Source organism: Chryseobacterium sp. CBo1, from assembly GCF_001693475.1.
GTDB lineage: Bacteria > Bacteroidota > Bacteroidia > Flavobacteriales > Weeksellaceae > Chryseobacterium > Chryseobacterium formosense.
In genome coordinates, this window is the sequence record NZ_MAUH01000012.1 from 24,177 (window position 1) to 46,352 (window position 22,176).

Annotated in this window: 23 protein-coding genes; 13 read left to right on the top strand and 10 right to left on the bottom strand. The window is 34.5% G+C overall.

Annotated features, from left to right (window positions below):
• Window positions 1-24 precede the first annotated feature (24 nt).
• From BA768_RS08780 to BA768_RS08790, 3 genes are read left to right on the top strand one after another with little or no spacing between them, the layout of a single operon-like run.
• Window positions 25-291 carry a DUF2089 family protein gene (locus tag BA768_RS08780; RefSeq protein ID WP_065720434.1) on the top strand — a complete coding sequence of 89 codons (267 nt, stop codon included), beginning with the start codon at window positions 25-27 and terminating at the stop codon, window positions 289-291.
• 4 nt (window positions 292-295) lie between these two features.
• Window positions 296-865, top strand: coding sequence for a Yip1 family protein (locus BA768_RS08785; RefSeq protein WP_065720435.1), 570 nt, complete (start codon window positions 296-298; stop codon window positions 863-865).
• 18 nt (window positions 866-883) lie between these two features.
• A complete protein-coding gene (locus BA768_RS08790; RefSeq protein WP_065720436.1) occupies window positions 884-2,527 on the top strand; it encodes a serine hydrolase domain-containing protein in 1,644 nt (547 codons plus the stop codon).
• Window positions 2,528-2,648: 121 nt separating this feature from the next.
• Here the strand turns inward: BA768_RS08790 and BA768_RS08795 are convergent, their stop codons facing one another.
• The 7 genes from BA768_RS08795 to BA768_RS08825 form a co-directional block, all read right to left on the bottom strand.
• Window positions 2,649-4,067: an L-serine ammonia-lyase gene (locus tag BA768_RS08795; RefSeq protein WP_065720437.1), complete on the bottom strand. Its 1,419-nt coding sequence runs from the start codon at window positions 4,065-4,067 to the stop codon at window positions 2,649-2,651.
• Window positions 4,068-4,309: 242 nt separating this feature from the next.
• Complete coding sequence (locus BA768_RS08800; RefSeq protein ID WP_065720555.1) at window positions 4,310-5,656, bottom strand: ammonium transporter; 1,347 nt, start codon at window positions 5,654-5,656, stop codon at window positions 4,310-4,312.
• A gap of 95 nt (window positions 5,657-5,751) precedes the next feature.
• Window positions 5,752-6,393: an alpha/beta hydrolase gene (locus BA768_RS08805; RefSeq protein WP_065720438.1), complete on the bottom strand. Its 642-nt coding sequence runs from the start codon at window positions 6,391-6,393 to the stop codon at window positions 5,752-5,754.
• 80 nt (window positions 6,394-6,473) lie between these two features.
• Complete coding sequence (locus BA768_RS08810; RefSeq protein ID WP_051883050.1) at window positions 6,474-7,085, bottom strand: YceI family protein; 612 nt, start codon at window positions 7,083-7,085, stop codon at window positions 6,474-6,476.
• A gap of 78 nt (window positions 7,086-7,163) precedes the next feature.
• The gene (locus BA768_RS08815; RefSeq protein ID WP_034679366.1) at window positions 7,164-7,730 is read right to left on the bottom strand and encodes a YceI family protein; all 567 of its coding nucleotides are present in this window, start codon (window positions 7,728-7,730) and stop codon (window positions 7,164-7,166) included.
• Between the two features lie 144 nt (window positions 7,731-7,874).
• Window positions 7,875-8,924, bottom strand: a complete 1,050-nt coding sequence (locus tag BA768_RS08820) for a glucokinase (RefSeq protein ID WP_065720439.1) — start codon at window positions 8,922-8,924, stop codon at window positions 7,875-7,877.
• Window positions 8,925-9,037: 113 nt separating this feature from the next.
• On the bottom strand, window positions 9,038-9,610 hold the full coding sequence (locus tag BA768_RS08825; protein ID WP_034679581.1) for a hypothetical protein: 573 nt from the start codon (window positions 9,608-9,610) through the stop codon (window positions 9,038-9,040).
• 240 nt (window positions 9,611-9,850) lie between these two features.
• Between BA768_RS08825 and BA768_RS08830 the strand changes: the two genes are divergently transcribed.
• From BA768_RS08830 to BA768_RS08850, 5 genes are all read left to right on the top strand, one after another.
• The gene (locus tag BA768_RS08830; protein WP_065720440.1) at window positions 9,851-11,224 is read left to right on the top strand and encodes a DUF1800 family protein; all 1,374 of its coding nucleotides are present in this window, start codon (window positions 9,851-9,853) and stop codon (window positions 11,222-11,224) included.
• 63 nt (window positions 11,225-11,287) lie between these two features.
• Window positions 11,288-12,478 (top strand): DUF1501 domain-containing protein, encoded by a 1,191-nt coding sequence (locus tag BA768_RS08835; RefSeq protein WP_065720441.1) that lies wholly within the window; start codon window positions 11,288-11,290, stop codon window positions 12,476-12,478.
• Between the two features lie 125 nt (window positions 12,479-12,603).
• Window positions 12,604-13,284: a hypothetical protein gene (locus BA768_RS08840; protein WP_065720442.1), complete on the top strand. Its 681-nt coding sequence runs from the start codon at window positions 12,604-12,606 to the stop codon at window positions 13,282-13,284.
• 78 nt (window positions 13,285-13,362) lie between these two features.
• Entirely contained in the window at window positions 13,363-14,388 is a 1,026-nt protein-coding gene (locus BA768_RS08845; protein WP_065720443.1) for a sensor histidine kinase, read from the top strand.
• Window positions 14,385-15,149, top strand: a complete 765-nt coding sequence (locus BA768_RS08850; protein WP_065720444.1) for a LytR/AlgR family response regulator transcription factor — start codon at window positions 14,385-14,387, stop codon at window positions 15,147-15,149. Before BA768_RS08845 ends, BA768_RS08850 begins: the two co-directional genes overlap by 4 nt.
• Window positions 15,150-15,178: 29 nt before the next feature.
• Here BA768_RS08850 and BA768_RS21255 read toward each other — a convergent pair whose 3' ends face one another.
• The 3 genes from BA768_RS21255 to BA768_RS08860 form a co-directional block, all read right to left on the bottom strand.
• Window positions 15,179-15,319, bottom strand: coding sequence for a hypothetical protein (locus BA768_RS21255; protein ID WP_165601779.1), 141 nt, complete (start codon window positions 15,317-15,319; stop codon window positions 15,179-15,181).
• 46 nt (window positions 15,320-15,365) lie between these two features.
• Window positions 15,366-16,385, bottom strand: coding sequence for a helix-turn-helix transcriptional regulator (locus tag BA768_RS08855; protein WP_065720445.1), 1,020 nt, complete (start codon window positions 16,383-16,385; stop codon window positions 15,366-15,368).
• 355 nt (window positions 16,386-16,740) lie between these two features.
• Window positions 16,741-17,073, bottom strand: coding sequence for a HopJ type III effector protein (locus BA768_RS08860; RefSeq protein WP_065720446.1), 333 nt, complete (start codon window positions 17,071-17,073; stop codon window positions 16,741-16,743).
• A 679-nt stretch (window positions 17,074-17,752) separates the two neighbouring features.
• Here BA768_RS08860 and BA768_RS21765 point away from each other — a divergent pair.
• From BA768_RS21765 to BA768_RS08885, 5 genes are all read left to right on the top strand, one after another.
• Window positions 17,753-18,553: an RtcB family protein gene (locus BA768_RS21765; RefSeq protein ID WP_410493500.1), complete on the top strand. Its 801-nt coding sequence runs from the start codon at window positions 17,753-17,755 to the stop codon at window positions 18,551-18,553.
• A 336-nt stretch (window positions 18,554-18,889) separates the two neighbouring features.
• Complete coding sequence (locus BA768_RS08870) at window positions 18,890-19,639, top strand: DNA polymerase beta superfamily protein (RefSeq protein ID WP_065720448.1); 750 nt, start codon at window positions 18,890-18,892, stop codon at window positions 19,637-19,639.
• A 5-nt stretch (window positions 19,640-19,644) separates the two neighbouring features.
• On the top strand, window positions 19,645-20,280 hold the full coding sequence (locus BA768_RS08875; RefSeq protein WP_065720449.1) for a hypothetical protein: 636 nt from the start codon (window positions 19,645-19,647) through the stop codon (window positions 20,278-20,280).
• A 49-nt stretch (window positions 20,281-20,329) separates the two neighbouring features.
• Window positions 20,330-21,061: an ATP-grasp domain-containing protein gene (locus BA768_RS08880; RefSeq protein WP_065720450.1), complete on the top strand. Its 732-nt coding sequence runs from the start codon at window positions 20,330-20,332 to the stop codon at window positions 21,059-21,061.
• A gap of 6 nt (window positions 21,062-21,067) precedes the next feature.
• Window positions 21,068-22,165, top strand: a complete 1,098-nt coding sequence (locus BA768_RS08885; RefSeq protein ID WP_065720451.1) for a DNA polymerase beta superfamily protein — start codon at window positions 21,068-21,070, stop codon at window positions 22,163-22,165.
• Window positions 22,166-22,176 lie beyond the last annotated feature (11 nt).

The following is a 22,176-nucleotide window of genomic DNA, read 5'->3' on the forward strand; positions in this document are numbered from 1 at the left end:
TTACATTTGTAAAAACTAAACTCAATGAAACTTCCTATAATTTGTCCAAGTTGTGATCACACGCTCAATGTGAGCCAGATGAAATGCCCCGATTGCGGAACCAACGTAAATGGCGATTATGAACTTCCCGTTTTTCTGAAACTTAACAGAGACGAGCAGGATTTTATTCTCAATTTCTTCCTTTCCAGCGGAAGTATCAAAGAAATGGCAAAGCAGGCCGAGCTTTCTTACCCTACAATGAGAAATAAGATGGATGACCTCATTCAAAAAATCGATCAATTAAAAAAATAAAAGCATGAACTGGAAAACCATCTTTAATCCTTTTTTGAAGTTTGACGACAAGAAACTTTTAGTTATCGGAATACTCTTTTTTATATTCAATATTTTTGGTTCTTATTACGCAGACAGTATTAATGACAGCATTTTTCACTATTCAAGTCTTGAAGAAAATCAGGAAATCTGGGACGTTGTAAAAGTAAACAGCTTAAGTTATCTTCTGGCGATTGTGATCATTTTTATTGTAGGAAAGATCCTTAATGGCAGAACAAGATTTATAGATATCCTGAACACCTTATTGATTTCACAAATTCCTTTGATGATCATGATTCCTATCAATGGATTGCCATTTTACAAAAAAGCCATAGAAAATCTTTCTGACAACATAGCAACTCCAGAAAAAATTCAGTTTTGGGATATGACTTTACTGACCTTCGGAGGGTTTATTTCTTTAATTCTTTTGATTTACAGTATTGTTCTTTATTATAACGGTTTTAAAACCGCGACCAACATCAAAAAATGGCAACATATTGTATTATTTGCATTCATAACACTTTTAATTACAATCGTAAGCCAGATTATATTTTAATCTAAAAATTTTAAATACATGAAAACCAAACTATTATTCTTACTAACCGTATTAGCGCAGATTTTTCACGCTCAGGAAATAACCGGCTCATGGAAAGGGGAACTCGATTTAGGCGGAGTTGTACTTCCTTTGATTCTAAACGTCAGCAAAGAAAACAACAAATATATTTCGACAGCGCAAAGTCCGAAACAAGGAAATGAAATTATGCCTGTAGATAAAACCGAATTCCTCAATAACGAGCTTGTTTTCGAAATGAAAAATCTTGACGCATCTTACAAAGGTCAATTTAAGGCCGATCATTTTGAAGGAACTTTCACACAGAGGTCAAAGTCTTTTCCATTAAATCTTTATAAAAATGACGGCAAAGAAAAGTCTAAAACTAAAGATATTGTCATCACAAAAGATCTAGGCAAAAGTGAAATTAACACCGCAAAAATTGATGATTTTTTAAATTATATTGCTAAAAACAAACAGAACGTCGGAAGTGTAGCGATTTTTAAAGACGGAAAAGAAATTTATCAGAAAAACTTCGGTCAGGAGCAACTGACTCATGTAAAATGGAACTCCGAAACAGGTTACCAGATCGGATCTATCAGCAAATTGGTAACAGCTGTAATGCTGATGCAGTTTGAAGAAAAAGGAAAATTAAACCTGAATGATAAACTTTCAAAATATTATCCTGATGTACCAAATGCCGATAAAATCACTTTAGAACAAATGATGAATCACACAAGCGGATTAGGAGATTATGTCGGAGGATGGCTGCTTGAGAAATCTGTCGGAGATAAAGCTATTTTAGATACCATTAAAAAACATGGTGTTGAATTTCAACCAGGAGAAAAAGTAAGATATTCAAATTCGGGATATTATCTTTTAAGCAGAATTTTAGAAAAGGTAGCTAAAAAACCGTACAATATTTTACTTAAAGAAAACATTACCGACAAAGCCAGTATGAAGAACACTTTTTCAGTGCTTGATAATCCTAAAAATATTTTTAAATCGTACGAAAATACTTCCGGAAAATGGATCGAAGCAAAAGATTTTGACTTTCACAACTGTATCGGCTTAGGAGATATTACTTCTACAATGCAGGATATGAATTTATTCATCAATGCTTTATTCAATTATAAATTTGTTAAAAAAGAAACCCTTCAAAAAATGTTACCAAAAGATGGAGATGATTTTGGATTGGGCATGATGAAAGTTCCTTTTTATAATAAAATCTCCTACGGACACGGGGGCGATACCACAGGAACACACTCACTTGTTTCTTACAGTCCCACTGAAAAATATTCGGTTGCAATAGTTGTAAATGGTGAGAAATTTTCTCACAACAAGTTATTTATTGGAATTGTAAGCCTGATGTATGATCACGAATATGAATACCCGAAGTTTGCAGAAATTAAAAATCTTCCGGTAAATGAACTGAAAAAATACGAAGGAAATTATCATTCAGAAGAAATAAATATGGATTTTGAAATCTCCATTAATGACGAAAATCTTTTTGCCCAATTAACCGATCAACCGTCATTTCCTTTAGAATTTGTCGAGGGTAATAAATTTAAATATGATAACGCAGGAGTAGAAATTATTTTTTCTCCGGAAAAGAAACAGCTCACCCTCATCCAAAACGGAAATAATCTTGTTTTTAACAAGAAGTAAAATTTCTGATAAAAAGATGCGGACGTTTCAATAAAAACGTCCGTATCTTTTTAATAAAATGTCCTGATGTTTACAAGAAAACATCAGGACATTTTTATTGAAAGCTCTCAATTCGTTTATTTTAACATTCTGCTACATTTACCGCAATAGCTAATCCGCCTTCTGAAGTTTCCTTGAATCTGTCATTCATCGATAAAGCGGTTTCCCACATGGTCTGGATCACCTCATCCAAAGTTACTTTCGCTTTTGCCGGATCACTTTCCAGAGCAATATTTGCCGCAGTAATTGCCTTAATTGCTCCCATGGTATTTCTTTCTATACAAGGAATCTGCACAAGACCTTTGATCGGATCACAGGTTAAGCCTAAATGATGCTCCATTGCAATTTCTGCCGCCATCAAAACCTGACCAACACTTCCACCCAGAATTTCCGTTAAACCAGCTGCAGCCATTGCCGAAGAAACTCCGACCTCCGCCTGACAACCGCCCATTGCCGCAGAAATGGTGGCGTTTTTCTTAAATAAAGTTCCGATTTCTCCTGCTACCAAAATAAATCTTGCAATATCATCTTCAGTAATTGCATCAGTAAAAGCCTGAGAATACATCAAAACTGCAGGGATTACTCCACTTGCTCCATTGGTAGGAGCAGTAATAATCCTTCCGAAGCTTGCATTTTCTTCATTCACCGCTAAGGCAAAACACGAAATCCATTTATTAATATTGGTGAAATTTTCTTCAGCATCAACCACAAGCTTAAACCATTCGTCTTTATTTTTATAAATTTTATCGCCTAAAAGTTTTCTGTTGATTCCCGCGGCACGTCTTGTAACGTTCAGTCCACCCGGAAGAATTCCTTCTTTATTTACACCTTTATAGATACACTCTTTAATCTGTTCCCAAATGTAAAGCGCTTCCTCTCTTGTTTCCTCCTTTGTTCTCCAGCTTTCCTCATTCATCAAAATTAAATCTGAAATTTTATTCAAATTTAATTTTTCGCAATATTTCAAAATATCCGAACCATGATGACAAGGATATAAAGTACGAACGCAATGCTTCTCAATCGATTTTTTCTCCTGACTCATGATAAAACCACCTCCTACAGAATAAAAATCCTGTACAAGCTCTGTACCGTCTTCAAAAACAGCCTTAAAGATCATCCCGTTCGGATGATAATCTAAAGTTTCAGACATATTCAGAACCAGATGATGACCGTAAACGAAAGGTATTTCTTTCTCACCTCCCAGGTTGATGATCTGACTTTCTTTAATTCGATCGACAATTTCATCAATCTTCGTGGTATCAATGGTTTTAAAATCTTCACCATTTAGACCCAACATTCCTGCAATATCAGTTCCATGGCCGATCCCCGTTTTTGCCAGTGAGCCAAAGAATTCCAGAAAAACTTCTTTTACTTCTGCCACAGACCTTTCACGATTCAGAATCCTGATAAATGCCGAAGCTGCATTCCAAGGCCCCATTGTATGGGAACTTGAAGGTCCTATTCCTACTTTAATGATCTCAAATACAGATATTGACTCCATTTATATTTTCCATTTTGAAGAAAAACAAATATACATTGAAAATATCTTAGAATGAAAGGAATAATTTATCATAATAATTGTGATTTTTTGGTCCGCTCCGTAGGAGCGGCACCTTTGTAGAAAAACAATTATAAACGAACATTGCGCTCCTCCGGAGCGCAACATTACATCGATTAATTTATTCTTTTAATATTTTTATTTTCTCGCAAATTCTAAAATCTACTAAGTCTGCGAGAAATAAATCACCATTTCAAACTTTCTCCATGTTGAGAAACATCAAGACCCAAATCTTCGGAATCTTCTTTCACCCTCAATGTGATAATCTTATCTGTAATTTTATATAAAAGCATAGATCCGAAAAATGCAAAAATTGAAACCAGAATCAGTGCAATCATATGATGTATAAAAACCCCGAATCCGCCATGAAGAAGACTCGCATTTTCACCATGCGCAAAAATTGCCGTGAGAATCATTCCCATAATACCTCCTACTCCATGACAGGCAAAAACATCCAGCGTATCATCAATCTTTTTTAAAGCATTCCAGTTGACCATGATATTAGAGACAATGGCAGAAATAAATCCTATAAAAATGCTCTCCTGAATCGAAACGAAACCGCAACCGGGCGTAATCGCAACCAAACCGACCACCGCACCAATACAGGCTCCCAAAGCTGAAACTTTACGACCGTTTATTCTATCGAAAAAAATCCAGGTCATCATTGCGGAAGCCGAAGCGATGGTTGTTGTACCGAAAGCTATTGCTGCCGTTGCATTGGCGCTTAAAGCTGAACCTGCATTAAAACCAAACCATCCAAACCAAAGCATTCCTGTTCCGAGAATTACATACGGAATATTCGAAGGTTCATGATGCGGATTTTTTCTTCGTCCTAAAACAATTGCTCCTGCCAATGCTGCAAAGCCTCCACTCATGTGAACGACTGTTCCGCCTGCAAAATCTTTAACACCAAAAAATTTATTCAAGAGCCCTTCAGGATGCCAAACCATGTGACAAAGCGGTGTATAAATGAACAGACTGAAAAGAACCATGAAAACGAGGTAAGAAATAAAACGAACTCTTTCCGCAAACGAACCCGTAATCAAAGCCGGTGTAATGACAGCAAATTTCATCTGAAATAAAGCAAATAAAACAAACGGTATTGTTGATGCCATTGCTTTATGCGGATAAACGCTTACGTGGTTAAAAAAAGGATAGGTAAAAGGATTCCCAATAATTCCATAATGAATTCCACCGATTTCAAAACCAATAGATTCACCAAAAGAAAGCGAAAAACCAACGACAATCCACAAAATTGAAATCACTCCCAAAGCGATAAAACTCTGAAGCATTGTAGAAATTACGTTTTTCTTGCCAACCATTCCGCCATAAAAGAATGACAAACCTGGTGTCATCAGCAAGACTAAACCCGCTGCTGCAAGAATCCAGGCTACATCTGAACCTACAATTTCTTTTTCACTGAGAAAATTTCCGGTATTGGGAATGTCAACATCCGGTCTGAAGAATAGACCACCGATTGCAACGATGCAGATAATAACGAATGAAACCTTCCATTTTAAACCAACTTTCATAAATTTTATTTTTAACCCCATCAAAATTAAAAATAAATTTCACAAAAACACTATTTCCAGACACAAACCCCTGCAAAATTAACGTAAAAATAAATTTAAATAAAAATTTTATTTAAAAGCAATGAAACTTCCTTGTATTTAGTTGCGGGAAAAAGATGAGTTCCGCCTTTTATAATATAATCCGGTTTAGAATTTTTTAAAGGAAAAACAATATCACGATCTCCCAAAATTTGAATCACATTATTTTTTTGTTCAAATTTCCATTCTGTTATGCGCTGAACAGACCATTTCAGATAATAAGGATCGGTAACTTTGAAATACTGATTAACTTTCGGATTTTTTGGATCAAAGAATTTTCTGAAAACCGAATAGGTCTCTAAAGTTTTAAGGTTGAAAAAATTCACAGGAATATATTTGGGAATTTTAGTAATCTCTCCCATTTTTATTAATCTCGATTTTTCTTTATCAGATTTTATACTTCCTAAGATTACTACTTTTTCTGCAGGCTTTAACAGATTAATTTCCTGAACCATAATTCCACCAAAAGAATACCCTAAAAGATAAAACGGTTCGGAATCATCGATTTTTTCAGCCATTCTTGTCACATACGAACTGAAGGATTCATCATTATCCGGAATTAGCCAATCAATAAAAACCACTTCATGATCTTTCGGAAACTGAAGACGTTCCAAAACCTTAAAATCGGCACCAAGACCACTCACTACATATATTTTCACTTGCTTCTGTTTTTTAAGCTAAAATAAAAAAAGGACCGCTTATTTAAAAGCAGCCCCTCATTTTTATAAGAATTTTAACCTTACAAAGGTCTTTCGTTATCAACTTTTTGAGTAGAAAGCTTAAACTGAATATCCATTTCGTCTTTGATGAAATAGTCTTTTAAAGAATTCTGATAGAAAATTTTGAAATCTTTTCTATTCAAAGAAAATTTCGAAGACTCAATTTCAACTGTAAATTGCGTGATATGTGCGTTTGCAGGGAAAGAAATGGTCTTTCTGATTCCTTTGATGGTAATATCACCTACGATGGTAGAATTGTACTCACTATTCGCCAAAGGAATAATTTTCTTTAAGTGAAATTTAGCTGTAGGGAATTTTTTTACTTCAAAAAAGTTTGTTCCTTTTAGTTCATTTGTCAGTTTTACCTGATCATCTCCTGAAAGATCTGCAACGATAAGACTTCTCATATCAATTACAAATTCACCATCTACCAAAACTGTTTTATCAAAAGTAAACTTACCACTTTTCAGCTTTAAGCTTCCGTAATGAGAAGTAGGCTTTGTTTTTACCACTTTGTGTCCCCACCATTTTATCTCGGATGTTATCACTTTTGAAATTTTATCTCCTTTCTTCTGAGCAAAAACAAATGATATGCTTGCACACATCATAACAAACAATAGTAATCTTTTCATTATTTTTTATTTACAATTCAACAAAAATAAAAAAAAGTGTAGAACTTCTACACTTTTAACAATATTTTTTTGAATAAATTATTTAGCGCTCACCTTTACGGTCATATCGATCTCATCTTTCACAAAAACATCTTTCATTGCAGACTTGTAAGCAACGTCAAATTTTTGTCTGTCCCAAGAGAATTTATTAGACTCTAAACTTACCACTCCGTTTGCATAAGAAACTTTTGCAGGGAAAGAGACCGCACTTGTTTTTCCTTTTACCGTAAGATTTCCGGTTACAAGCTTGTTGTAAACTTTATCACTGTTTTTCTTTACCGATGTGATTTTGAAAGTTGCCGTAGGGAATTTTTCTACTTCGAAGAAATCTCCGTTTTTAAGGTGACCATTCAATTTTCCTTGGTATTCACCAGAAAGGTCTGTTGCATTGATAGAAGTCATGTCTAAAACAAATTCTCCACCTACGAGCTCATTACCTTTCATCACCATATTTCCAGACTTCACTTTCACTGTTCCGTCATGAGAACTAGATTCAGTTTTTGCTACTTTATAACCCCACCAGTGCACATCAGAGCTTGTTACTTTTTTTGTCTGTCCGAATGCTAATCCACTAGCTAAAACCGCCAATAAGAATATTTTTTTCATTGTAAAATTTTTTAATTGTTTATTAAGTGGTGCAAATGTAATTAACTTGTTTTACAATTTTTGTTGATATACATCAATAAAAACGTTTTTCACGCATGAATAAAATCATCATAAAAAAAACTCCGACTAAATCGGAGTTTAATGTTATTCTGTATAATAAGCGGTATAAAGTGCTACACCATTAATACTTGTGCTGTCTGTACTGACCAGAAGAATAGGAATGTTCTTCAGCATATCTTCCATCTTATCGCTGATCTTGAATTTCTGATAAAACTTATCTTTATCTATATACTCTCTGATGATCTGCGGAATATCTCCTGCAATAAGTAAACCTCCAGTCGCTTTTAGCTTTAAAGTAAGGTTATTCGCTTCTCTTGCTAAAAACTCAAGGAAGGTATCTAAAGCAATTTTACAGATCAGAACATCTTCATTCATTGCTGCTTTGAAAATCTCCTCAGTGAAGTTTCCGTTTGTCAAACGTTCCGAAAGCCATTCCGGTTCAGGATGTCTTTTTACATCTCTTAAAAATCTGTAGATATTAAATAACCCTGTTTTTGACAATACATTTTCCCAGCTTACAATTCCGTAGATATTATTTAAAAACTGATAAAATTCTACTTCAACATTCGTTCTCGGTGAAAACTCTGAATGACCGCCTTCCGTTGCAAAAGGTCTTAAATATTTTCCGTCGAAAAAATAACCTGCTTCTCCTAAACCGTTTCCTGGTGCAAGAATCGCAACATTTCCTTTTTCACGATGTTCACTTGTATAAATTTCATCAAGTTGAGAATCATCCAGAAGACCAATTCCGTATGCAGCAGCTTCCTGATCGTTCAGCATATAAACTTTCTCAAATCCGAACTTGCTTTGATATTCGTTTACATCCAAATGCCAGTTCAGACGTACAGGATTACTTTTTCCGTCAAGAACAGGCCCCGGAACCGAAATTCCAAGTCTCTGAACATTTTCAAGCTGAGATTCTTTAATGAAATGAGAAAGAACATCTGCAAAAGATGCATAATCTTTTGTGGAATAATTGTTTTGAAATTTCAATTCTATACCCGAATTACCCGAAGTATAATATGCAATGGTTGTAATATCTTCTCTTAAATTAGCTCCAATAATCGAAACATTATCATTATTGGCGTTTTTTACTCCCGGTAAATAGAGAGGAAATTTTGGATTTAAGTTCATAATCGCAAATTTTATCAAATATAATAATTGTTTTGGTATTTCTTGTATGGTAACAAAAAACCTTTTCAAAAACTCGAAAAGGTTTGTATGATAAGTAATTATATTTTACATTATTATTTTCCTAAGGCAATATTGTAAGAAAATCCTACGCCAATACTTCCCACATTATAGTCCTGAGAAGCCGGTGCAGTGATATCTCCGTTACTTCCTGCAAAAACTTTCTGGTATTGTACAAAGAAATTCCAGTATTGATTGTGGTATCCGATCTCTGGTTTTAAATAGAAACCTCCACTTGGTCTGTCAACTGCAGAATTGGATGCAACTTTATCATCTCCCACTAAAAAACCGTATCCTAAATCTGCTCCGAAATAGAAACCTGTCTGTTTAGGGTACACTCTGAAAAGTGCTGCTACAGGAACTACGCCTACATCGTTATTGCTATATCCGTTGTTATCTTTCCCAAAATAATGTGTATAACCAGTTGCAATACCCAATCCGAATCCTGGTGTAATCAAATTCTGATACGCCACATCAACCCCAACTGCCGCAGACAAGTTATCTGCAGGAACTGCCAAACCGGCTGTAGCTCCTACTTTGATCATGTTATTCATCGAAGCATCCTGTGCACTTACTAAACCTGCTGTCAAAATTCCAGCTGCTAATAGGGTTTGTTTAAACATTTTCATAACTCTGATTTTTATAAATTTTACTGGTTTGCAAGATGTAAAAATCATGCCAAAACAAATTATTTCACAGTTCAAAAAGCTTATAACTATCATTAACAAATGATTTTCAATAAATTAAAAATTATAGAAATTTAAATATTTGTTTAAATTATTTTAAATCTGGTATAATAATTTTATATTAAATCGAGTTGATATAATTTAACCTATCATCATTAGCAACGTCTAAAAATAAAGTATGCTATGGGTACACCATTTTCACAAAACAAACATCTGATTTCGCGTGCCGGTTTTGGTATAAGCATTTTGCAGATAGAAGATATTAAAAACAAAAAAAGCAAGACCATGGTTGCTGATTTGTTTAAGGAATATCCGTTTACAGAGATTACTTATAACACTCCGGATTTTATACCGATAGAATACACCGATCCTAAAGCGACTGCAGATCAAAAGAGAGAAGCGCAGAAAATTACCCAAAAACAAAACGTAGAACTCAATCTGAATTTTCTTACTCAGATGACAAAAAGTGAAGATCAGCTAAGAGAAAAAATGGCTTTTTTCTGGCATGGTCATTTTGCAACACGTGTGAATAATCCAAAATTCAACCGGCAACTATTAAATGTTATCCGAAAAAATGCACTGGGAAATTTTAAAGAATTATTGTTTGAAGTCAGTAAATCTCCTGCAATGCTTCAGTTTCTGAACAATCAGCAGAATAAAAAAGATCATCCCAACGAAAATTTCGCCCGTGAAGTCATGGAACTTTTCACGATGGGAAGAGGAAATTATACAGAAAATGACATTAAAGAACTCGCAAGAGCCTTTACAGGATGGGGCTATGATAAAGAAGGAAATTTTACTGAAAGACCAAAACAGCATGATACAGGAGCCAAAACTTTTCTCGGGAAAACAGGGAATTTTACAGGAGATGATGTTTTAAATATCATTCTCGAACAAAAAGCTACGGCAAAATTTATTACGGCAAAGATTTACAAGTTTTTTGTGAATGAAAATCCTGACCAAAACAATATCAACAAGCTGAGTGAAGAATTATATACTTCTAATTATGATTTAAAAAAACTCATGCAAAACATATTTTCAAGCTCATGGTTCTATGATCAAAAAAATGTAGGCAACAGAATAAAATCTCCTACAGAACTGATTGCAGGAATCATCAGAATTCTTCCAATGGAAATTAAAAATCCTGAAAATATAACGGTTTATCAAAAATTATTGGGACAAATGCTTTTGTTTCCTCCAAATGTTGCAGGTTGGCCAAGCGGAAAATCATGGATTGACAGTTCGACTCTGATGCTGAGACTTCAGATTCCGCAAATCTGGTCAGGTTTAAGACCTATGGAATATTCCGCAAAAGAAGATGACGATATTGATATGGGAATGAAATCAAGAGAAGCCTTAATCAAAGCTTTTAAAAATCCGAACATTACGATTGACTGGCTTGCCGTGGAAAAAACTTTTAAAAATAAAAAACCTGAAGATTATCTCATTCAAAATACAGAGTTAATCAATATGAAAACGGTCAGTCAGTTTTCTGATCAAAGTTTGAAAATGAATATTATCAATCTGATGTCAACACCGGAATATCAGCTGATGTAGATGTTAGATCTTAGATCTTAGATGTTAGTCAAATTTAGTTTTATTAAATCCAAAAATGAAATCATGATTATAAAAAGAAGAGAATTTTTAAAGATAAGTTCATTGGCAACCGCTTCGTTACTGATGCCCAGTTTTCTGAAATCAATAACTTTGGATAATGCGCTGAATCCGAATCAGAAAATATTGATCGTTTTGCAGTTTACAGGTGGAAATGATGGTTTAAATACGATTATTCCGACAAGAAATGATATTTATTTTAAGGAAAGAAATAAAATTGCCATCCAGAATTCTTTAGCTTTAAATGATGAAACAGGAATCAATCCTGCCCTTTCGTATTTTAAAGAGCTTTTTGACGGTGGAGAACTTTCGGTTTTGAATAATGTGGGTTACCCAAATCCTGACAAATCCCATTTCCGAAGCATGGATATTTGGCATTCTGCGAGCAAAAGCGACGAATATCTCGAAACAGGCTGGCTCGGAAGATTTCTGGATGAAGAATGCTATAAATGCGAACATCCGACGCAGGCTCTGGAAGTAGATGATATGCTGAGTTTGGCTTTGAAGGGAGAAAACAACAAAGCTTTTGCGTTCAAAGATCCTAAAAAACTGTATCAAACCAGTCAGGAAAAATATTTCAAATCTCTGTACGACCACGATCATCATCATGATGACGAGACAGTTTCTTATCTATATCAGACTTTAGGTTCGACCATCAATAATGCTGATTATATTTTTGAAAAAAGTAAGGCAAAAAAAACAACCCAGGAATATCCGAATTCAAAACTGGGAAAGGATTTCAAAACGGTTTCTTCTTTGATAAAATCAGACATCAATACGCAGGTTTATTATCTCTCTATCGGGAGTTTTGATACACACGTCAATCAAAATGAAAGACAGGAAAAGCTTTTCGGAGAGATTAATGATGCGGTAAAATCTTTCGTCGCCGACATGAAATCTAACGGATTGTTTAATGATATTTTACTAATGACTTTTTCAGAATTCGGACGAAGAGTTGCCCAAAATGCAAGCAACGGAACCGACCACGGTACAGCCAATCAGATGTTTTTCATCAGCGGAGGGTTAAAAAAGAAAGGTATTTTGAATGCGCTTCCTGATTTACAAAAACTCAACGACGGAGATTTGATTTACACCGAAGATTTCAGAAAAGTATATGCAACTATTCTTAAAAACTGGCTCAATGCGGATTCTTCAAAAGTTCTCGGCTGGAAAAATGGAGTGTATGATTTTATTTAATTAAGCTAAAAATTCACTCATCTTATAATATTCTTAGATGATCGCTTTATTTCCTTAGTTCAAAAAAGAGTTCTTGATTCCAATTTGTACTCATGATACTTTTGCGTCATAAAAATCAAACAATTATGACAGAAAAACGTATCAACAGAGAGCTTATATTTTTAAGAACTTTCGCCTTTTCCATGGCCATTGCAATCTTCTTTTTAGTCAATTCAGCTTTCAAAAGTAATGGAAATCAAAAGTTTTCAGAAATCGATGTGGAAAGAATTAATATAGTAGAAAAAGATGGCACCGTCAAAATGATAATTACCAATGTAGACCGCTTTCCAAACGGAAAAATCAAAATAAACGACGTGTACACCAACGAAAAGCGTAAAAAACGTTCCGGAATGTTATTCTTTAATGAAGAAGGCTTGGAATGTGGCGGTTTCATCTATGACGGTAAAAAAAATGCAGATGGTCATTCTTCAGGACTTTCATTCACGCATGATCAATACGATGGCGACCAAATTATGCAATTGCTATCTGAAGATTATCAAAAGGGCAATGAAAGGTTTGTGGGAAGCAGCCTTACATTCAACGATCGTTCTAAAAATGAATCTCAGAGAACTAAAAATTTTGAACAGGGAACTCCAAGAATTATGCTCGGAAAATCTCGCGGACAAAGAGATGGTTTGTTTCTTTTTGATGCAAAAGGATTACCTAAAGCGATGTTTTATGTAGACAAAGAGAACAAAGCAAAGCTCGATTTTTATGATGATAAAGGAAATATTACCGCTTCATTTCCCGAAAATCCGGCAAAGTAAATTTTAAAAAACATATTCAATTCTAAACTTTATAAATAGTTCTGTATTTTTATAGAACTATTTTGTTGTAACAAAATCATGAAGAAAATCTTAAACGAAATACAGCAGAACAAATACTTTTTACTCTTTATTTTTCTTTTTTCTTATGTTCAAACTATAGAAATCCGTTTTCAGACAGATAGAGAGATCAACTGGTACACTTTCACACCGGAAGCTCCGGTATTATATTTTGTTAATGCTGGTATACTCTTTCTAATCATGCGTTTCCTGATGATCTATTGGCAAAAATCGGATAATTTCAATTTTAAAGAAATTTTTAAAATCTTTGGAACTTCCCTTCTTTTATATTTGGTGATACTTAATATTTTTAAACTTATTATAGCTTTTATTTTTAATACTTTTGAAAGGAACTTTAATTCGCAAACATTTCTCAATAATGTCATCTCAGACTTTCTGAATGCTTTTATTTACGGAAGTTTCTTTCTAGCTTTTTATTACTACCGAAAAAATCAGAAAAACCAGCAACAGATTGCAAATTTTAATGAAATGCTTTCCGAAACCAAAATCAATCAACTTAAAAATCAACTCAACCCTCATTTTCTATTTAATAACCTGAATATTCTCGATCAGCTTATTGAAGAAGATAAAACCAAAGCATCAGATTTCCTCAATGAGTTTGCAGATATTTACCGCTATGTTTTGCAGGTTTCGGATAAAAAATTGGTAGAAATTGATGAAGAACTGGCTTTCGTTAAAAAATATTTCAAACTGATTCAGCACAAATACGGAAAATCTTACCAACTAAACATAGAAAGCCATAAATCTCAAGGTTTTATTGTTCCGCTAAGTCTTCAATTATTATTGGAAAATGCCATACAACATAATCTCGGAACAGAAACACATCCTATTTTTATTACAGTCAGAATTGATGAAAATCTTACCGTTTCAAATAATAGTATTCAAAAGAGAAATACAAAATTTCCATCAGGAAAAGCTTTAAAAAACCTCAGCGAACAGTATTTTTTACTAACTGGAAATCAGATAAAAATTCAAAATACCAACGATCAATTTTCCGTAACACTACCTACAATTCCAGAAGCATGATAAAAATAGTCATTATTGAAGATGAAATTCCGGCAAGAAAAAAACTCATCAGATTTATTAACGAACTAAAAGAAAATACCGAAATCCTAGCAGAAATCGATAATGTGGAACAGGCTGTAGAGTTTTTTAAGACAGAAAAATCTATTGATCTTATTATTTCAGATATTGAATTATTAGACGGAAATGCTTTTGAAATTTATGACCAAGTGAAAATTTCCTGCCCGATTATTTTTACAACTGCTTATGACCAATTTTGGATGAATGCTTTTGAAACAAATGGAATTGAATATCTTCTAAAACCTTTTACATTAGAGCGTTTTCAAAAAGCCTGGAATAAATTTTTAGTATTAAATAAATCTCATGCTTCTAATGAAATTTTATTGAAAATCAGCCAGATTCAAAAAGAAATTCAGCCTAAAAGTTTCAAAGAGCGGTTCAGCGTGATTAGCAATAAAGGAATTTATTTTTTAGAAACTGAAAATATCACATTTTTTAAAGCTGAAGAAGGAGTTGTTTTTGCTTTTGATGATTCCGGTAAAAAACATTTACTCAATCAAACCTTGCTTAAAGAAATAGAATCTCAGCTCAATCCTAACGAATTTTTTAAAATTAACCGTAGCGAGCTGGTCAATAAGAAGAGCATTACAAAACTTGAGCGTTATTCGAAAAGTGCTTTGGCATTAGAAATTAAAGGTTGGGAAAATCCACTTATCACAAGTCAAAGTCAGACAGCAGACTTCAGAGAATGGATTGAAAAATAAAAACCTCCCAATTAGGAAGGCTTATAATTTTAATGAGGTGAAGGAATTGATGTATCCGCATCTTTCACGTCTTTCTTTTTATCTATTTTCTCGCTTACTTTTTTGATAATAAACTCAACAACAATGGGTACTACAAGAGCGACTACGGCTTTTAATATTCTGGATTTCATATTTATTTATTTTTGATGAATCATTACAATTTCCAAGCCACAAATTTTAATCTTCATCATCTACGATCAAATTTTCATAGTTCTTTTTTGCAGCAGCGAATTTCTCCTGCAATCTCACCCTGAGTTTTCTGGGTTTATAAACCGTTAAACATTCTCCAAAACCTAAAAGAAGCCGCTCCAATTCATAGTTCAGCTGTACACAGATTTTAAAGACCGTACCTTCATTCGATTCACTTACAATTTCCTGACTTGCGTGAAATGGTTTTGTTTTAACATACGGAGCATTATGCGAATCCACAAAAAACACAACCTTTCGGGGAGCCATCGTGGGAGAAACTGTAACCCCTATAATATCTTTAAAATATTCATCGCCATCGAGATTCATATCGATATAATCAATTTTTTCCTCAATCTGAATATTTTCCATTCTATCTAAAGCCAAATTGTATACATATTGTTTATTCGAACAGATCAAAAACCAGCGGCTATTAAATTCCTTCAACAATTGCGGATGAACGACATAAGAGTCGGATTCTCTGGCTTTAAAACTTTTATACGTGATATTTAAAACCTTTTTATTTAAAACTGCATCATATAGAATATCAATATGTTCTAAGCCTTTCAGTTGCTCATTTTTATCCAAATGAATAATCGATTTCTGACTTGTCGCATGTATAGAATCCTCCAGTTTCTGAATGACACCATTCATTTCTTTAAACATCGAAAAATCCTTAAACTGTTTCAAAATCTGCACCGCATTGTTCATCGCTTTCAGGTCACTTTCATTCACGGAAATATTATGAATACTGTAATCCGGATCACTGTATCGATAGTATTTTCTTTCATACACTTCGATCGGCGCTTCATACCCGAATTTTTCACTTCGCATATTCTGCAAATCAAGTTGTACCGTCCGTTTGCTCACAAAAGATTCTTTTCCTTCAAATTCGAACAACGCTTCGGAACATTCATCGATCAGATCTTCCAAAGTATACTGTCGGTACTTATTTTTCAGGCATTTATCCAGTGTTTTGTATCGGATTAAGGCGTTTTTATTTGATGACATGGGCTTTATTTTATTTGGGCGTGTCCCTTCGTTTTCCAATTCTAAACCTCATAGGTTTTGAAAACCTATGAGGTTTCCAGCACCATCACTTCGGGCTGGGCTGCTACAGGCTCCACTTCGTTTCGGTCTCGGCGCGGGGCTTCGCCCCGCGCCGAGACTCTTCCTTTCAGTCAGACCTTCCGTATCCCTCACGCGGGTAAGGTGAAAATTTTGTCGGATTATTGACGCTTCGACATTATGAGAAATCTATTCCATACAGTTTTCAAAATAGATTCTTCACTACTTTAGAACTATGTTTGCAGACCTGTAGTCTGTGTTTTGAATGACAGGTTTTGTGATTAGAGTTAAGATAAAATTACTTTCTACTCAAAGCCTTCCCTTCAAAAGAAATTCCGTCCCAACCGAATTCTATGAAGTTTCTGATATTCTGATGATCCTTTCCTTCAGGATTTTTTAAAACATCTTCTCTGTAAAAATCTCCAAACAAAGCCAAAGTTTCTTCTTTGGATAAATCATTCAGTTTTCCGAAACTGAAAACTTTACATGAACCATTATTTTGATTCACTTCATTTACAGTATTCCCATTCGTGAATTTTGTCGGTGTAAAGTCATAATGCTCATCAATGAAAGATATGACATCAGTAAATTGAATTTCTTGTGGTGCGTTTTCTAACTGTTCAAACAACATTTTATTTAAATTTTTCCAAAAATAATTAAAATAACTTTATCTACGCAAAAAGATTGCATACTTTAGTTTTTACTTTGCATCAACAAAATGAAACAAGATGGAATTTAACGGAAACAGCTTAATAGAATTAGGATACAGATCGGCGAAATGGTTTAAAGAAGCGATTTCGCATATCAATGAAAATCAATTAGATGAAAATCAGATCACAGCATATTTGGAACAGTTCAAGCAACCCGAATTGATTCCGCTTCATGAAACGGCAAAAGATTTTGTCATCAACATCCGAGCTGAACATGAAAGCGAAAATGATAACGTGGAAAAAGTAATCAACACCATGAAGGTTTTAATGAAGACGCCAACTTTAGTTGCCGGAGCGATTATGCCCGATGCCTGTCCGACAGGTCCTGTAGGTCAGATTCCCGTTGGAGGAGTTGTTGTTGCGAAAAACGCAATCCATCCCGGATTCCATAGCGCAGATATCTGTTGTTCGGTAATGTTGACGGACTTTGGAAAAGCAGATCCTAAAGAAGTTTTGGATGCGGCGCATTCCATCACGCATTTTGGATACGGAGGAAGACCGAGAGGTGAGCAAATGGAAATGTCTCAGGAATTAATGGATGCTTTCAGAGCGAATGATTTCCTGAATGATGAGAAATTAATCAGCATTGCCCGTTCTCATATGGGAACGCAGGGTGACGGAAATCACTTCCTGTTTGTCGGAACTTCTAAGAATACAGGAAATACGATGTTGGTGACGCACCACGGTTCAAGAGCTCCCGGAGCTGCTTTGTATGATAAAGGAATGAAGGTTGCGAACAAATTCAGAATAGAAAATTCTCCAGAAACATTAAGAGAAAACGCATGGATTCCTTATGAAACTGAGGAAGGAAAATCATATTGGGAAGCCCTTCAATTGATAAGAACGTGGACTAAGGAAAACCATATTTCAATTCACGACGCAACCTTAAATAAATTAGGAATCGAGAAAGAAGATCGGTATTGGAACGAGCATAATTTCGTTTTTAAAGACGGAGATTTGTTTTATCATGCAAAAGGAGCAACGCCTTTAGATGATAAATTTATGCCTGATATTACGGGACCAAGACTGATTCCGTTGAATATGTCAGAACCCGTTTTGATTGTTCAGGGAAAAACAAATGAGAGAAATCTTGGTTTTGCACCACATGGAGCAGGAAGAAATTTCAGCAGAAGTCAGCATAAAAAATCTTTGGCTCATAAAACAATTGAAGAAGTTTTTGAAGAAGAAACAAAAGGATTAGACATCCGTTTCTTCTCCAATGAAATTGATATTTCTGAACTTCCGACCGCCTATAAAAGTGCTAAAAACGTGAGAGCACAGATTGAAGAATACGGACTTTGCAAAGTGTTGGATGAAGTGATGCCTTACGGATGTATTATGGCAGGTGATGTTCAGAAGAATGCACCTTGGAAGAAAAAGAAGAAATTTAGAAAAGCTTAATATTTCTTTTGTCTTGAAACAAAAGAAACAAAAATTCAAGACTTGGAAACTTCCGCTAAAAATTAAAAGTTAATCCTAAAATTCCCAAAACTTGCGCGAATTCAAGATTGTTCTTCGGTTCAAGATTTTGGTCGCGCTTCAAACAGTGGAAATTTTTTAACGGATTAACTTTTAATTTTCTTAACGCTCCATTTTCCTAAGTCTCATTAAAGTAAATTAAGAATCAAAGTTTTTCATGCAAATGTAATTTTATCGAAGATAAAATCATTGTGCCTTAAAGCAGAAAGTTTTTAAACAAATTGCGCCTTTGTGTTTAACCAAAAAAACAACGAAAAAATGACATCCAAAATATTAGAAAAACTAAAAGAAGTCGAAGAAAAACGGGGTATAGAAATACTTCTTGCCGTAGAATCAGGAAGCCGAGCTTGGGGTTTTGCGTCTCCTGACAGCGATTATGACATACGATTCATATATCGACACGAAAAAAACTGGTATCTGTCGCCGTGGGATAAAGATGAAACGATAGAATTCATGACAGAAGACGATCTCGACGGTTCCGGATGGGATTTGAGGAAGACTTTTCATTTATTATTGAAGTCGAATGCGGCTCTATTAAGCTGGTTCTACTCTCCTATCGTTTATATAAAAAATGAAAAATTTTATGAATTATTCAAACCTTTGGCGGATGAATGCTTTTCTCCGATAGCGGTTTCTTACCATTATCTGAGCATGAGCAAAAAATATCTGGAAGCCTGCAGAGCCGACGAAGTAAAGCTGAAAAGCTATTTCTATTGTCTCCGAACCGGTTTAACAGGAAAATGGATATTGGAAAAAGGAACAGTTCCGCCTGTATTATTCAGTGAATTGTTGGTTTTAGTGGATGATTTTACAAGGACGAAAATAGAAAACTTGGTTACTTTAAAAGCCACAAAGGGAGAATCTTATTACCATCCGAATGACTGGGAGCTTTTTGGTTTTTTGGAGAAAGTGGTTGCAGATAATGAAGAAAGATCTAAAAGTCTGAAAGGAGGAAATACGGATAAGAATGAGATGGAGAAGGTTTTTAGGGAAATATTACTATATTAGATTTTATGAAAAAACATTTAGACCTACTGAAAACGTATAAAGAAAAACATATATCGTCAAAAAGTTATAATTCCAAAGTAGCATCTATGTTTTCATATATAAAAATGGAATTCGGAATAGAGATTCCTTCAGAAATTGAGTACTTCTATTCCAATTTTGATTTTAATGATGATGTATTGCAATCATTATTATATTCAAACTTTAAAGACATCGTTCTTTTTTATAATAAGGAGTATGTTGAGTTTGTTGTTGAACGTTGGATAAGTCATTATGGAATTGATGAAAATACAAACCATAAAATTGAAGACGCTTTTTCAACAGGCAGATACGAGTTTAACATTAAAAATAATTGTTTCAATAAACACATCGAGGAAATAGATCTTTTACAAAGCTCTTTTGATAAACTTAATTCTGATACTGATCTTTGTTTCTCTATTGGAACATATCTTACTGGAGACTGCGGTGGTAATGTATGTCTAATTCTGAACGGAGATGAGATCGGATTTATTACCACTGATTTTGGATATGAAAAATTTTCTGAAAACTCTTTGAAATTACACTATAACACTTTGGAGAAAGAAAAAATATGGCACTGCCTTCATCAGTATAAAGATTTTATTGAGAATGAATGTAAACTGTGATTTAATTATAAAATGTAAATCCTAAACATAAAACTAAAAACCTTATTGCATGAAAAATATTATTGCGCTGTCTCCAATTTACACAGAAGATAGTAACAACCTGAAAAAAGCCTCTATAAATTCGCGTTACGAATTGAGCCGCTTCAATGCAAAATGGAATGTTCCGGAAGAATTTCGTATGGATGTGATTGCGGTGTATGGCGAAGATATTTATGCAGAAATTGTTGCAGAACAATGTAATTTGACCTTAACAAAGCCTGATGACGATTGGCTTTCAAAAATTTCAGAAGAATTTACAAAACGCAAAATTTCTTACGGACAATTGAAAGATTTTGTACATGAAGAAAATATTTTCATTAAATGTTCTGATTTTAAAAGCTTTAAAGCCGGAGTTTTCGATAAAGTAACGGATATCAAAGGTTTTGACACTTTGGATTTAGAAAATACCGTTTTCACTTCGGAAGTTGTGGAATGGGAACTTGAAGTAAGATGTTTTGTTTTAAACAACGAAATAAAAACACATTCTTCTTATTGGAGAAACAATGCTTTTGACACCGATCCGCTTTTCGAAACCGAACAAAAAGATTTGTTTGAATTTTTCGAAATTTTCATGAAACAATATTCAGAAACACTTCCGGAAGCCATTGTTCTTGATTTCGGGATCATCAAAGGAAAAGGCTGGGCTTTAATTGAAGCGAATCCGGCTTGGTGTTCCGGTTTGTATGCTTGTGATGCGGAGAAGACTTTGGAAGTGGTTGTGCAAAGTTGTATTAAAAATTAAATTAATATGTTAGAAATAAAATCAATAAAATCCCGCAACCTCATCCTCTTCGAAACCATCTCTGGAAGCCGCTCTTTCGGGCTCGCCACAGAGAACTCAGATACAGACATCCGCGGAGTATATTTCTTACCAAAAGAAGACTTTTTTGGTTTAAACTATATTCCGCAGATTTCGAATGAAACGAACGATATCACTTACTACGAAATCGGAAGACTGGTTGAATTATTGCAGAAAAACAATCCGAATATTCTGGAAGTTCTGGCAAGTCCGGAAGACTGTATTCAACATAAAAATCCGTTGATGGATTTGCTGAAACCTGAAGATTTTCTTTCCAAATTATGTAAAGATACCTTTGCAGGTTATGCGATTTCGCAGATCAAAAAGGCAAAAGGACTCAACAAGAAGATTCTGAATCCGATTGATAAAGAGAGAAAATCTATTCTCGATTTTTGTTATATTTTGCAGAATCAAGGCTCGATTCCTTTGAAAAAATGGCTACGAGAATTCCCCTCCTTTGGAGGAGTGTCCGATGGACGGGGTGGTTTAGTTCAGGAAAAATGCGGTTTGGTAAGTATTGACAACACCAAAGGAATATTTGCGCTTTTCTACGACGAATCGGGAGATTTGAGTTATAAAGGAATTATCCAGAACGAAGAAGCCAATCAGGCTTCCGTTTCATCAGTTCCGAAAGAAGAAAAACCGGTTGCCTATTTATTCTGTAATCTCGATGCCTACTCCACGTACTGCAAAGATTACCGTGAATACTGGAAGTGGGTTTCGGAGCGAAATGAAGACCGTTATAACGTCAATCAAAACCACGGACAGAACTACGACAGCAAAAATATGATGCATACAATTCGTCTTTTGCAGTCTTGTGACCAGATTTTCAAAACAAATTCTTTGAATATTCGAGTAGAAAATCGTGATGAATTATTAGACATCAAAGCCGGAAACTGGTCGTATGAAGCCGTGATGAAAAAAGCCGAAATCCTGATCAAATCAATTAAACATTATCATTCAGTTTCTACATTACCTGAGTTTCCAGACGTAGAGAAAACCACAAAAATTTTAGTGGAAATAAGAGAAAATCTTTACAGTCACTAAAAAACAAAGGC